The sequence below is a fragment of the Pseudomonas sp. GGS8 genome, assembly GCF_024168645.1.
GTDB lineage: Bacteria > Pseudomonadota > Gammaproteobacteria > Pseudomonadales > Pseudomonadaceae > Aquipseudomonas.
Genome location: NZ_JALJWF010000001.1, coordinates 4,000,947 through 4,015,182, shown reverse-complemented (window position 1 = coordinate 4,015,182; position 14,236 = coordinate 4,000,947). Strand labels below are relative to the sequence as shown.

Annotated in this window: 9 protein-coding genes; 2 read left to right on the top strand and 7 right to left on the bottom strand. The window is 58.7% G+C overall.

Features of this window, described 5'->3' with window-relative positions; all coding sequences use genetic code 11:
- Positions 1–68 precede the first annotated feature (68 nt).
- The 5 genes from topA to J3D54_RS18170 form a co-directional block, all read right to left on the bottom strand.
- Positions 69–2,696, bottom strand: coding sequence for a type I DNA topoisomerase (gene topA, locus J3D54_RS18190; protein ID WP_253420991.1), 2,628 nt, complete (start codon positions 2,694–2,696; stop codon positions 69–71).
- A 114-nt stretch (positions 2,697–2,810) separates the two neighbouring features.
- Positions 2,811–3,047 carry a DUF1653 domain-containing protein gene (locus tag J3D54_RS18185; RefSeq protein ID WP_007933188.1) on the bottom strand — a complete coding sequence of 79 codons (237 nt, stop codon included), beginning with the start codon at positions 3,045–3,047 and terminating at the stop codon, positions 2,811–2,813.
- A 99-nt stretch (positions 3,048–3,146) separates the two neighbouring features.
- Positions 3,147–4,322 (bottom strand): acetyl-CoA C-acyltransferase FadA, encoded by a 1,176-nt coding sequence (fadA, locus tag J3D54_RS18180; protein WP_007933190.1) that lies wholly within the window; start codon positions 4,320–4,322, stop codon positions 3,147–3,149.
- Between the two features lie 30 nt (positions 4,323–4,352).
- Positions 4,353–6,500 (bottom strand): fatty acid oxidation complex subunit alpha FadB, encoded by a 2,148-nt coding sequence (fadB, locus tag J3D54_RS18175; protein ID WP_253420987.1) that lies wholly within the window; start codon positions 6,498–6,500, stop codon positions 4,353–4,355.
- A 514-nt stretch (positions 6,501–7,014) separates the two neighbouring features.
- Positions 7,015–7,452, bottom strand: coding sequence for a hypothetical protein (locus J3D54_RS18170; protein ID WP_253420984.1), 438 nt, complete (start codon positions 7,450–7,452; stop codon positions 7,015–7,017).
- A 104-nt stretch (positions 7,453–7,556) separates the two neighbouring features.
- Here J3D54_RS18170 and J3D54_RS18165 point away from each other — a divergent pair, with 104 nt between their 5' ends.
- A complete protein-coding gene (locus J3D54_RS18165; protein WP_007933196.1) occupies positions 7,557–7,994 on the top strand; it encodes a universal stress protein in 438 nt (145 codons plus the stop codon).
- 78 nt (positions 7,995–8,072) lie between these two features.
- On the opposite strand, the gene J3D54_RS18160 is transcribed toward J3D54_RS18165, so the two are convergent.
- Positions 8,073–9,995, bottom strand: a complete 1,923-nt coding sequence (locus tag J3D54_RS18160) for an ATP-binding cassette domain-containing protein (protein ID WP_253420981.1) — start codon at positions 9,993–9,995, stop codon at positions 8,073–8,075.
- Positions 9,996–10,208: 213 nt separating this feature from the next.
- Here J3D54_RS18160 and J3D54_RS18155 point away from each other — a divergent pair, with 213 nt between their 5' ends.
- A complete protein-coding gene (locus tag J3D54_RS18155) occupies positions 10,209–12,137 on the top strand; it encodes a transglycosylase SLT domain-containing protein (protein WP_253420979.1) in 1,929 nt (642 codons plus the stop codon).
- Positions 12,138–12,216: 79 nt separating this feature from the next.
- Here J3D54_RS18155 and J3D54_RS18150 read toward each other — a convergent pair whose 3' ends face one another.
- Positions 12,217–14,010 carry an ABC transporter transmembrane domain-containing protein gene (locus J3D54_RS18150; protein WP_253420954.1) on the bottom strand — a complete coding sequence of 598 codons (1,794 nt, stop codon included), beginning with the start codon at positions 14,008–14,010 and terminating at the stop codon, positions 12,217–12,219.
- Positions 14,011–14,236: the final 226 nt, after the last annotated feature.

The window sequence follows — 14,236 nt, the reverse complement described above, 5'->3', positions numbered from 1 at the left end:
GCCCAAAACAAAAAGGCCGCATGAAAACCCGAGGGTTGTCATGCGGCCTGTTTATCTACAGCGGCTTTTTAAGCCTTGGCTGCTGGACGCTTGTCTTCAACCGTCCACTTGCCGCCATCGTAATACGCTTTCCAACCAGTCGGCTTACCGTCGACTTCCGTCTGCACGTATTGCTCTTTGGTCTTGCGGCTGTAACGGATCACTGCAGGCAGACCGTCAGGATCTTTCTTCGGTGCTTCACAGAGGAAGTGGTATTTCGGATCGATCTCATCTTTATGCGGCACGATCTCCATGACCAATGGAGCACGGGTCTCGCGGTTTTTCGGGAACTGGCTGGCCGCCAGGAACAGGCCGGAAGCTCCGTCACGCAGAATGTAGGTGTCGTTGACCTTTTCGCATTTGAGCTCAGGCATCTTCACCGGATCCATCTTCGGCGGCGCCGCATCACCGCTTTTCAGCAGCTTGCGGGTGTTCTTGCAGGTTGCGTTGGTGCAACCGAAGAACTTGCCGAAACGGCCGGTCTTGAGCTGCATCTCGCTACCGCACTTGTCGCATTCCAGGCTCGGACCTTCGTAGCCCTTGATACGGTATGTGCCCTCTTCAATTTCGTAGCCTGCGCAATCCGGGTTGTTACCGCAGATGTGCAGCTTGCGCTTCTCGTCGAGCAGATAAGCATCCATCGCCGTGCTGCAGATCGGGCAACGGTGCTTGCCGCGCAGAACCAGCGACTCCGACTCACCCTCGTCGTCCGCAGCGATTTCGTCGCCCGGCACCAGGTTGACGGTGGCCTTGCAGCGTTCTTTCGGCGGCAGGCTGTAGCCCGAGCAACCGAGGAACACGCCGGTCGATGCAGTACGAATCTGCATCGGACGACCGCACACCACACATGGAATATCAGTCATCACCGGCTGGTTGGCGCGCATGCCGCCTTCGGCGCTTTCGGCCACTTCGAGTTTCTTCTTGAAGTCGCCGTAGAACTCGTCGAGCACGTTTTTCCAGTCGCGCTCGCCCTGGGCCACGTCATCGAGATTCTCTTCCATGCCGGCGGTGAAGCCGTAGTCCATGAGATTGGAGAAGCTTTCGGCCAGACGCTCAGTGACGATGTCGCCCATCTTTTCCGAATAGAAACGACGGTTATGCAGCGCCACGTAGCCGCGATCCTGAATGGTCGAAATGATCGCCGCGTAGGTCGAAGGGCGACCGATGCCGCGTTTTTCCATTTCCTTTACCAGGCTCGCTTCCGAGTAACGTGCCGGCGGCTTGGTGAAGTGTTGGGTCGGATCAAGCTTGATCAGCTTCATCGCATCGCCCTGAGCCATGTCCGGCAGCACGTCGTCATCGCCTGGCTTGGTGATTTGCGGCATGACACGAGTGTAACCGTCGAACTTCAGGATGCGGCCCTTGGCGCGCAACTCGAAGTCACCGGCACCGACGGTGACCGTGGTCGACAGGTATTGGGCCGGCAGCATCTGGCAGGCGAGGAACTGGCGCCAGATCAGCTCGTAAAGCCGCTCGGCATCACGCTCCATGCCCGACAGCTTGCTTGGCTCGGTATTGGCGTCGGACGGACGAATCGCTTCGTGAGCCTCTTGGGCGCCTTCCTTGCTGCTGTAGACGTTCGGGGTTTCCGGCAGGTACTTCTTGCCGAATTCGCCTTCAATATATGTACGCGCCATCGTCACGGCATCGGCCGAGAGGTTGGTAGAGTCGGTACGCATATAAGTGATGTAGCCGGCTTCGTACAGACGCTGGGCCATCATCATGGTTTTCTTCACACCGAAGCCCAGGCGATTACTCGCGGCCTGCTGCAGGGTGGAGGTGATGAACGGTGCCGACGGCTTGCTGCTGGTCGGTTTGTCTTCGCGCTTGACGATGCTGTAGCTGGAGGCCTTGAGCTTCTCCAGCGCGGCCATGGCCTGGGCTTCGTTGAGCGGCTTGAAGGCTTCGCCTTTCTCGCGAGCCACGTCGAAGCGCACAGTCGCGCCCTTGGCGGTGCCGAGATCAGCGTGAACTTCCCAGTACTCTTCCGGGTTGAACGCGCGGATTTCACGCTCACGTTCGACCACCAGCTTCACCGCAACCGATTGCACGCGACCAGCGGACAGGCCACGGGCGACCTTGGCCCACAGCAGCGGCGAAACCATGTAACCCACCACACGGTCGAGGAAGCGACGCGCCTGCTGAGCGTTTACGCGATCGATGTCCAGCTCGCCCGGTTGGGAGAAAGCTTCCTGGATCGCTTTTTTGGTAATTTCGTTGAACACCACGCGCTTGTAGCGGCTGTCGTCACCACCGATGGCTTCGCGCAGGTGCCAGGCAATGGCTTCCCCCTCGCGATCCAAGTCGGTTGCGAGATAGATGGTGTCAGCATCTTTGGCGAGCCGGCGCAGCTCTTCGATAACCTTTTCCTTGCCCGGGAGGATCTCGTACTTGGCTTTCCAGCCATGATCGGGATCGACTCCCATGCGCGAGACCAGCTGCTTGCGCGCTTTCTCTTTCGGCGTGAGCACCGGACCTTCACCTGCGGCGGCCTTGCCACGCTTGGCGGCAGGCTCTTTGCTGGCGCTAGCCGAACCGCTGGTGGGCAGGTCTCGGATATGGCCGATACTCGACTTCACCACGTATTGGTTACCCAGATACTTGTTGATGGTCTTGGCCTTAGCCGGGGATTCCACAATGACCAGCGATTTGCCCATGGATCAGAAAATTCCTGAATTCTAGAAGTGAAAGGCGGTATGCGCCTGACGCGGCACCGCTATATATAGTGGCTACAAGGTGAGGTCAAGCGCAGGGCTCTGCGCGCACTCCCCTTATGGCTGCGGAAAAATGCTCGGTTCGGCTTGCACCAAAGCAAAGCGTGGCACCTGTTCCCCGTCAACCTCGACCGACTCCAGGAACATGCTCAAGGGGCGTACCCAAAAGCCGTAATCGCCATACAGGGCTTGGTAGAAGACCACTTCTTCTTCGGTTTCCGAATGCCGCGCAACACTGAATACGCGGTACTGCGGACCTTTGTAATGCTGGTAGAGCCCAGGTTGTATCGGCATGCTTTGGCCCTCACTCAAATCTTTTCAAAATAAAAATAAAAATAAATCCGGAAAAACAAAAACCGGGGCACATGGCCCCGGCTTCCATCGACGAAACGCTTAAACGCGTTCGAAGACGGTGGAGATGCCTTGGCCGAGACCAATGCACATGGTAGCCACCCCGAAGGTGCCGCCATTCTGCTTCATCACGTTCAGCAAGGTGCCCGAAATACGTGCACCGGAGCAACCGAACGGGTGACCCAGGGCGATCGCGCCGCCGTGCAGGTTAACCTTCTCGTTCATCTTGTCGAGCACTTTCAAATCTTTCAGCACTGGCAGGGCCTGTGCCGCGAAAGCTTCGTTGAGCTCGAAGAAGTCGATATCGTTGATGCCAAGGCCCGCGCGCTTCAATGCTTTCTGCGTTGCCGGTACTGGACCATAGCCCATGATCGCCGGGTCCACACCTGCCACTGCCATCGAACGAATCACCGCCAGTGGCTGGATGCCCAAGTCCTGGGCACGCTGTGCCGACATCACGATCATGCACGAAGCACCGTCAGTGATCTGCGACGAAGTACCAGCGGTCACGGTGCCGCCCTTCGGATTAAACGCTGGCTTCAGAGCCGCCAGGCTTTCCAGGGTGGTTTCCGGACGAATGGTTTCGTCGTAGTCGAACAGTTTCAGGAAACCGTTCTCGTCGTAGCCCTGCATCGGGATGATTTCGTCCTTGAACTTGCCTTCCACGGTCGCCTTGTGGGCGAGTTGGTGGGAGCGCACGCCAAAGGCGTCCTGCTGTTCGCGAGTAATGCCGTGCATTTTGCCGAGCATTTCTGCGGTCAGGCCCATCATGCCCGAAGCTTTCGCCGCGTACAGGGACATGTGCGGGTTCGGATCGACACCGTGCATCATGCTCACATGACCCATATGCTCGACGCCGCCAACGACGAACACGTCACCGTTGCCGGTCATGATTGCTTGCGCGGCAGTGTGCAACGCACTCATCGACGAGCCACACAGACGGCTGACGGTCTGGCCGGCCGAGGTGTGCGGGATCTGAGTCATCAGGGACGCCATGCGGGCGATGTTCCAGCCCTGCTCCAGGGTCTGGTTCACACAGCCCCAGATCACGTCTTCGACTTCGCTCGGGTCGACCTTGACGTTGCGTTCCAACAACTTGCTGATCAGGTGTGCCGACATGTCCTCGGCGCGGGTGTTGCGGTGCATGCCGCCCTTGGAGCGGCCCATCGGCGTACGACCGAAGTCGACAATCACGACGTCTCTAGGATTCAAGCTCATATACTTTCACTCTCGCTCTAGTGTGGGCGCTTAACCGAAGAAGCTCTGACCGTTCTTGGCCATTTCACGCAGCTTCGCGGTCGGGTGGTACAGCGCGCCCAAATCAGCGTACTGGTCAGCCAGGGCAACGAACTCTGCCACACCGATCGAATCGATGTAGCGCAGCGCACCGCCACGGAATGGAGGGAAACCGATACCGTAGACCAGACCCATATCGGCTTCGGCGGCGGTTTCGACGATACCGTCTTCCAGGCAACGCACGGTTTCCAGGCACAGCGGGATCATCATCCAGTTAATGATGTCTTCGTCAGTGACTTCGCGCTGTTCGAACACGATCGGCTTGAGCACTTCCAGTACCGACGGGTCAGCGACTTTCTTCTGCTTGCCGCGCTTGTCGGTCTCGTAGGCGTAGAAGCCCTTGCCATTCTTCTGGCCCAGGCGTTTGGCTTCGTAGAGCACGTCGACGGCCGAACGACGATCGTCCTTCATGCGGTCCGGAAAGCCTTCCGCCATGACGTCACGACCGTGGTGGCCGGTGTCGATGCCGACCACGTCCATCAGGTATGCCGGGCCCATTGGCCAGCCGAATTTTTCCATGACCTTGTCGATGCGGACGAAGTCCACACCGGCGCTGACCAGCTTGGCGAAACCGCCGAAGTACGGAAACAGCACGCGGTTGACCAGGAAGCCCGGGCAGTCGTTGACGACGATCGGGTTCTTGCCCATTTTCTTGGCGTAGGCAACGGTGGTGGCAACGGCCACTTCGCTGGACTTCTCGCCACGGATCACTTCAACCAACGGCATCATGTGCACCGGATTGAAGAAGTGCATGCCGACGAAGTTTTCCGGACGCTTGAGGGCTTTGGCCAACAAGGTGATGGAAATGGTCGAGGTATTGGACGCCAGAATGGTGTCCTCTTTGACCTTGTCTTCGACTTCGGCCAGCACGGTTTGCTTGATCTTCGGGTTCTCGACCACGGCTTCGACGACCAGGTCGACGTGACCGAAATCGCCGTAGGACAGGGTCGGACGAATGCCGTTGAGCACTTCGGCCATCTTCGCTGGGGTCATGCGACCTTTATCAACGCGGCCAACCAGCAACTTGGCGGCTTCAGCCAGACCTTGCTCGATACCGTGCTCGTTGATGTCCTTCATCAGGATCGGCGTACCTTTGGAGGCCGACTGATAAGCGATACCGCCACCCATGATGCCAGCGCCCAATACGGCGGCCTGCTTCACGTCTTTGGCGATTTCGTCGTAGGCCTTGGCCTTCTTCTTCAGTTCCTGATCGTTCAGGAACAGACCGATCAAGCTCTGTGCGGCAGAGGTCTTGGCCAGTTTGACGAAACCGGCGGCTTCGACTTCCAGCGCCTTGTCGCGACCGAAGTTCGCGGCTTTCTGGATGGTCTTGATCGCTTCGACCGGCGCCGGGTAGTTCGGGCCCGCCTGGCCGGCCACGAAACCTTTGGCGGTTTCGAACGACATCATTTGTTCGATGGCGTTGAGCTTGAGCTTTTCGAGCTTCGGCTGACGCTTGGCCCTGTAGTCAAACGTGCCGGAGATGGCGCCTTTGATCAGGTTCAGCGCCGCTTCGTGTAACTTCTGCGAGTCGACCACGGCATCGACGGCACCGACTTTCAGTGCGTCTTCAGCGCGGTTTTCCTTACCGGCGGCAATCCATTCGATAGCGTTGTCGGCACCGATGATGCGCGGCAGGCGCACGGTACCGCCGAAGCCTGGGTAGATGCCCAGCTTGACTTCCGGCAGACCGATTTTGGCCGTACTGGCCATGACGCGAAAATCTGCCGCCAGGCACATTTCCAGACCGCCGCCCAGTGCGATGCCATTGATCGCGGCGACAGTCGGGACGTTGAGGTCTTCGAAATCGCTGAAAATCTTGTTGGCTTCGAGGTTGCCAGCAACAAGCTCGGCATCCGGCAGCTTGAAGTTGTCGACGAATTCGGTGATGTCGGCGCCGACGATGAACACGTCCTTGCCACTGCTGACGATCACACCCTTGATCGAAGCATCTGCCTTGATGGTGTCTACAGCCTGACGCAATTCGTTCAGGGTAAGACGGTTGAACTTGTTGACGGACTCACCCTTGAGGTCGAATTTCAGTTCGACGATGCCACTTTCAAGAGCCTTAACCGTGATGGCTTTACCTTCGTAAATCATCAACTGATCTCCACGATATGGAAGCTGAACAGTACACGTCGGACGCAGGCGGCTGGCTCGGCAGGGACGTTTATCGTCAATGCTAACGCCAACTCACCCGGCACACCCGCCAACGCGATAGTCGGGATTCTGTAGGAGCGGCCTGTAATACAAACGCTCAATTCATACGCCCGTTTGATTTGGGTGTGTCACCTTCACGGAATTTCCGGCAATTGTCAATCGCCCAAAATACGGGTTGAAACGCGACTTTCCGGTCACTTCCGTACCACGAAGCCCTGCAACACGCTGATGCATGTGAGGCCATTCATAGAATCAATAGTTAGAAAAGTCGCCCTAATTCGCGGCAACCTGTGTTTAACAAGCTACGCTGGCGGAACCCTGAAGAAAAAATTTGAACGCTTTTGACGAATGCCCAGCGTAAGATCTGTGCCACAAAGAATTACCGGCCTGCCTGGCCAACCCCAGCCCGATGACGATGTCGGGCTTTTTATTGCCTTTTGTAGCAGATCGGGGTTCAGGCGAGTGCCTTGAGCGTAGCGTCGATCTGTTGCAGAACCTCGGCTTCGCCCTTCTCGCCCCAATACAGGGCGATCATTTGCTTGTCTGCCTCGACCTTGTAGACATTGGCAGGCAATTTTTCGAAATGATTCAGCAGCGCTCCATCCTCGCAGACTTCCTGCCACTGATTGACCCACACACCCGGCGCCTTCTGCCAATAGCTCCAGCACGCGGGCTGAGTACCACGGCGCGGTCGGTGGTACTGGGCGCAAGGGCTTGGCGGCTCCTGGCTCAGCCAGTGCGGCCACTCCTGGGGCGCCAATTGCATGGCAAGGCCGATACGCCGCGCCTCCATGCGTAGGGCCATGCGGCCGCTCTGGACACGAGACGGTCGCAACCAGGCCAGCGGGCTCAGCACCACCAGCAGGATTGACACCACTATCCAGACCGTCATATCTGTACTCCCGATTCTTGATGAGCCCATTGAGTCACTGTGAAACCAATGCGCTTGAAACCAGCCATACTTACCAATATTGCAATCCTCAGGAGGAGCACCTCATGCCCTACCACCATATTCTGGTCGCTGTAGATCTAACCGAAGAGTGCGATCCTGTAATCCACCGCGCCCGCGAACTTTCGGTGAGCAATGGCGCAAAGCTGTCCCTGGTGCATATCGTCGAGCCGATGGCCATGGCTTTTGGCGGCGACGTGCCGATGGACCTTTCCCAGTTGCAACAGCAACAGTTCGATCAGGCCAAGGAACGCCTTGAGCGGTTGATCCTGAAATACCCGGAGCTCTCCAAGGAATACAGCCACTTGACCTACGGCCAGCCGCGCCAGGAGATTCACCATCTTGCCAAGGAGCAAACGTGCGACCTGATCGTGGTGGGCAGTCATGGCCGGCATGGTCTGGCACTGTTGCTCGGCTCCACCGCCAATGACGTGCTGCACGGCGCGCCTTGCGATGTACTTGCCGTGCGCCTGCAAAAAAGCTGACAACAAGCAACAATAACCCCCTTACAAAAAGCCCGGCATTCACGCGAGTGAAGCCGGGCTTTTTTATAGCCGGATCAATCAGGCATCCAGCTCGGCCCAGCGCTCGACCATCACGTCGAGTTCAGCCTGCAACTGCTCAAGTTGAGCGATCACAGCAGCCGTCTCGGCAGGAGGACGCTGATAGAAGCCGGCATCCGCCATCTGCGCTTCAACCACCGCGATCTGCTGCTCCATGGCTTCGATCTGGCCAGGCAAGGCTTCCAGCTCGCGCTGCAACTTGTAGCTGAGCTTCTTCTTCGCCACCGGCGCTGGCGTCTCCGCTGCAGCAACCGGTGCAGGTTCGGCCGTCACGACAGCCGAGTTCAAGTCGGCCTTGCCGGACTTGCTCTCAGTCACGCCCAGCAAGCGCGGCGAACCGCCCTGACGCAGCCAGTCCTGATAACCACCGACGTATTCACGAACCTTGCCTTCGCCTTCGAAGACCAGGGTGCTGGTGACCACGTTGTCGAGGAATGCCCGGTCGTGACTGACCATCAGCACGGTGCCGTTGAAGGTCAGCAAGACCTCTTCCAGCAGTTCGAGGGTTTCCACGTCGAGGTCGTTGGTCGGTTCGTCGAGCACCAGCAGGTTCGCCGGCTTGCTGAACAATTTGGCCAGCAGCAGACGCGCACGCTCACCACCGGACAGCGCCTTGACCGGCGTGCGGGCGCGCTGCGGGCTAAACAGGAAGTCGCCGAGGTAGCTCAGCACGTGACGACTCTGGCCATCGATATCGATGAAGTCGCGACCTTCGGCCACGTTATCGATCACGGTCTTTTCCAGGTCCAGCTGATGGCGCAACTGGTCGAAGTAAGCCACGTCGATGCGCGTCCCCTCTTCCACTGTGCCACTGGTCGGTTGCAGACCGCTGAGCATCAGCTTCAACAGCGTGGTCTTGCCGGTACCGTTGGCGCCGAGCAGACCGATGCGGTCGCCGCGCTGCAGGACCATCGAGAAATCCTTGATCAGGAACGGGCCACCCGGGTGAGCGAAACTCACGTTCTCGAGCACCATCACCTGCTTGCCGGACTTGTCGGCGGTATCGAGCTGAATGTTCGCCTTGCCGGTACGCTCACGACGCTCGCTACGCTCGACGCGCAGGGCTTTCAGTGCACGGACACGACCTTCGTTGCGGGTGCGACGCGCCTTGATGCCCTGACGGATCCAGACTTCTTCCTGGGCCAGTTTTTTGTCGAACAGCGCGTTGGCGGTTTCTTCAGCAGCCAGCGTGGCCTCTTTGTGCACAAGGAAGCTGGCGTAATCGCCGTTCCAGTCGATCAAGCCGCCGCGATCCAGTTCCAGGATACGGGTTGCAAGGTTCTGCAGGAATGACCGGTCGTGCGTAATGAACAGCACGGCGCCCTGGAAATCTTTCAGCGCTTCTTCGAGCCAGGCGATGGCACCGATGTCCAGGTGGTTGGTCGGTTCATCGAGCAGCAGCAGGTCCGGTTCGGAAACCAGCGCCTGAGCCAACAGGACGCGACGACGCCAGCCACCGGACAATTCGGCGAGGGTCTTGTCGGCAGGCAACTGCAGACGGCTCAAGGTGCTGTCGACCAATTGCTGCAAACGCCAGCCATCGCGGGCTTCGAGGTCGTGCTGGACGTGCATCAGTTTGTCCAGATCGGCGTCGGTGACGATGTTCTGGCTCAGGTGGTGATACTGCGCGAGTAACTCGCCAACACCGTCGAGGCCTTCGGCGACCACGTCGAACACCGTCCGCTCGTCGGCTACCGGCAATTCTTGCGGCAATTCGCCAATCTTGAGGCCAGGTGCGCGCCAAACGGAGCCATCGTCAGGCTTCTGGTCGCCCTTGACGAGCTTCATCATGCTGGACTTGCCAGTGCCGTTGCGGCCGATGATGCACACCCGCTCACCACGGGCGATCTGCCAGGACACCTTGTCCAACAACGGCATAGCGCCGAAAGCAAGGGACACATCGCTGAATTTGAGCAGGGTCATGAGCTTCTCCAAAAACCGGGCGCGCATTCTACCTGACTTGAGGCTACAGAAGGCCGGCAATTTCAATGTCGAAGCACTCTGCACAACAATTGTTGCGAACTTATGCCGGCGTGTCGGCAAAGCTTTCACCCGTTGCTGGCAAAAGGCTAAGCTACAGATAATTAGGTGCCGGTCTTGCCGGCACTTGTCATGATTTTTCTGCCCGGATGTCTCATGCGCAGTCGCCTTTTCAGTCTTTTTTCGTGTTTGCTTCTTACAGCCGCTGCCGTTCAATCCGCCCAGGCGGTAGACCTGCCTACCCAACGCCAGTATTACGACGAAGCCAAGCGTGCCTTGGCCAAGGGCGATTCCGCCCCATATTTCCGTTATAGCCAGGCGCTCAGCGATTATCCGCTGACCCCTTACCTGGCCTATGACGAACTGACCGCGCGGCTGAAAACCGCGAGCAATGCCGAAATCGAGAACTTCCTCGCCGAACACGGTGACCTGCCGCAAGCCAACTGGATGAAATTGCGCTGGCTGCGCTGGCTGGCTGAACGCGGCGATTGGGCGACCTTCGTCAAATATTATGATCCCAAGCTCAATTTCACCGAACTGGACTGCCTGAACGCGCAGTATCTGATCAGCCATAACCGTAAAGCCGAAGGCTACGCCAGTGCCGACAAGCTCTGGCTGAGCGGCAAAACCCAGCCCGAGGCATGCGATGCGGTGTTCGGCATGTGGGCCGCCGATGGTCAACTGACTGAACAGAAACGCTGGGAACGCACCAAGCTCGCCGCTCACGTGCGCAACTACCCGTTGGCCAACAGCCTGATCAATGGCCTGACCACCCTCGCCCCGCGCGGCCGCCTGCTGGTGGATGTGGCGCAGAAACCCGAACTGCTGAATCAGCCGTCGCGCTTCATCCCCGCCGATGAACCGATGTCCGATATCGTCAGCCTTGGCCTGCGCCGCCTGGCCCGTCAGGACCCAGACAAGGCCATGGCGCTGCTCGACGGTTACGCCAGCAGCATGCACTTCTCCCGCGACGAAAAAGTCGCGATCGCCCGGGAAATCGGCCTGACCCTCGCTCGACGCTTCGACAGCCGCGCGCTGGACGTGATGACCAAATACGACCCGGAACTGCGGGACAACACGGTGTCGGAATGGCGCTTGCGCCTGCTGTTGCGCCTGGCCCGTTGGGACGATGCCTATCAGTTGACCCGCCGCTTGCCTCAGGACCTGGCCACCACCAACCGCTGGCGTTACTGGCAGGCTCGCACCCTGGAGTTGGCGCAGCCACAGAATCCGCAAGCGCAAACGCTTTACAAGGGCCTGGCTCGCGAGCGTGACTTCTACGGTTTCCTGGCGGCCGACCGTTCGCAGTCGCCCTATTCGCTGATCAACAAACCGCTGGTGCTCAGCCAGGCGCTGATCAACAAGGTGCGCAATACCCCAGGTGTGCGCCGCGCGCTGGAGTTCCATGCACGCGGGCAGATCGTCGACGGCCGACGCGAGTGGTATCACGTCAGCCGGCACTTCAGCCGTGATGAAATGGTTGCCCAGGCGAAACTGGCTTACGACCTGAAATGGTATTTCCCGGCGATCCGCACCATCAGTCAGGCGCAGTACTGGGACGACCTGGACATCCGCTTCCCGATGGCTCACCGCGATACCCTGGTGCGTGAAGCCAAGGTCCGTGGCCTGCACTCGAGCTGGGTGTTCGCAATAACCCGTCAGGAAAGCGCCTTCATGGACGACGCCCGCTCCGGCGTCGGCGCCAGCGGCCTGATGCAATTGATGCCCGGCACTGCCAAGGAAACCGCGCGCAAGTTCAGCATTCCCCTGGCCTCGCCGCAACAAGTGCTCGATCCTGACAAGAACATCCAGCTCGGTGCCGCTTATCTGAGTCAGGTCCACAGCCAGTTCAACGGCAACCGCGTCCTCGCCTCCGCCGCCTACAACGCCGGCCCCGGCCGCGTGCGTCAATGGCTGCGCGGCGCCGACCACCTGAGCTTCGATGTGTGGGTGGAAAGCATCCCGTTCGACGAAACCCGCCAGTACGTGCAGAACGTGCTGTCGTATTCGGTGATCTACGGCCAGAAGCTCAATTCACCGCAGCCGCTGGTGGATTGGCATGAACGTTACTTTGACGATCAATGAGCCTGCTTTGAAACGCTGAAAAAAATGCCCGCATCGATTGATGCGGGCATTTTTTATGGTGCTCTACTTGGTCGGTTACTTAGTCGGTTACTTGGTCGGTTGGGGCATGGCGCCCATCACTAAACTGCAACGCCGCCAACCGGGCATACAGCGCATTGCTCGCAATCAGCTCTTGATGCGTCCCTACCGCCACCAGTTTTCCTTGATCAATTACCGCGATCCTGTCGGCGTTTTTTACCGTGGCCAGTCGATGGGCGATGACTAGCGTGGTGCGGTTTTTCATCAGACTGGGCAGGGCTTGCTGGATCAGGTGCTCACTCTGGGCATCAAGGGCGCTGGTGGCTTCGTCGAGCAGCAGGATCGGTGCGTCCACCAGCAGCGCCCGGGCGATGGCCAGGCGTTGGCGTTGCCCGCCGGACAAACCGAGCCCCGCGTCGCCGAGGTGGGTCTGATAGCCGTTGGGCATTTGCTCGATGAATTCGTGGGCATAGGCAATTTTCGCGGCCTCCTGGACCTGGTCCGAAGTCGCCGTCGGGTGGCCGTAGCGAATGTTCTCTTCGATGCTGCCAAAGAACAGCGCCGGGGTTTGCGAGACGAGGGCGAAGCAGCGGCGCAGGTCCAGAGGGTCGAGTTGGGTCAGCGGCACACCGTCCAGCAGGATGCGTCCCTCAGCGGGGTCGTAAAAACGTAACAGCAAGTCATACACCGTCGATTTGCCGGCACCTGACGGCCCGACCAAGGCGAGGGTTTCGCCGGCGTTGATCGTCAGACTCAAACCATCGACAGCAAAGCTTTCAGGACGTGACGGGTAGGAAAAGCGCACATCTTGCAGCACCAGATCGCCCTTCACCCGTTCAGGCAAGGTCACCAGCCCATGGGTCGGTGGCTGGATGATGTTTTCCGAACGCAGCAATTCGGCAATCCGTTCCGCCGCCCCTGCCGCTCGCTGCAGTTCGCCGATCACTTCACTCAATGTGCCGAAGGCGCCGCCGACGATCAGGCTGTAAAAGACGAATGCCGCCAGTTCACCGGCGGAAATCCGACCGGCGATGACATCCATGCCGCCGACCCAAAGCATCACCCCGACCGCCCCCAACACCAGCAGGATCACCAGGGTAATCAACCAGGCCCGCTGAAAGATGCGCTTGCGGGCAGTGTCGAAAGCCTCTTCCACGGTCGCGGCAAAACGCTGCTCGTCCTGAACCTGATGGTTGTAGGCCTGCACGGTTTTGATTTGACTCAGGGTTTCGGAAACATAACTGCCGATATCGGCAATCCGATCCTGGCTCTGCCGCGACAGGGTGCGCACCCGGCGGCCAAAAATCAGGATCGGGGCGACCACCAGCGGCAATGCAATCACCACGATGCTGGTCAGCTTGGGATTGGTAATGAACAACAAGACAATCCCACCGATCACCATCAGCCCGTTACGCAGGAACAGCGACAACGAAGAACCGATCACCGATTGCAGCAGCGTGGTATCGGCGGTCAGCCGGGACTGGATCTCGGAGCTGCGATTGTCTTCATAAAAGCCTGGATGCAGGTAGACCAGGTGGTTGAACACCCGACGGCGGATGTCCGCGACAACGCGCTCACCGATCCACGACACCAGGTAAAACCGCACAAAGGTGCCGATTGCCAGACCGATCACCAGCAACATGAACAGGCCGATAGATTGATTGAGTAAATGCGGCGACTGGGTCATGAAACCCTGATCCACCAGCAGGCGAATCCCCTGCCCCATGGACAAGGTGATGCCGGCAGTGACAATCAATGCCAACAAGGCGCCGAAGGCCGGCCAGCGATAAGGCGTGATGAAACGGCTGGCCAAGCGAATGGCGCGGCGGTGACGGGCAGAGAACATGAAGATCATCCGAAGGTTTAACCCATGGTTTTGACCCGACCAAGCCTACACTGCTCAATCGGATTGAACGCTGTAAATCACAATGAGTCGGGTTAATTATGACCGCCTAGACTAGTGGCTAGAGATTATTGGTCTAAAGTCCGGGTGGAAACGTCAGGGTATTTCTGATGGACTGAAGATGCCGACCTGAAGATCGCAGGGAGTTGTCACAGCCCGGTCACCTGGCGGTTCTACA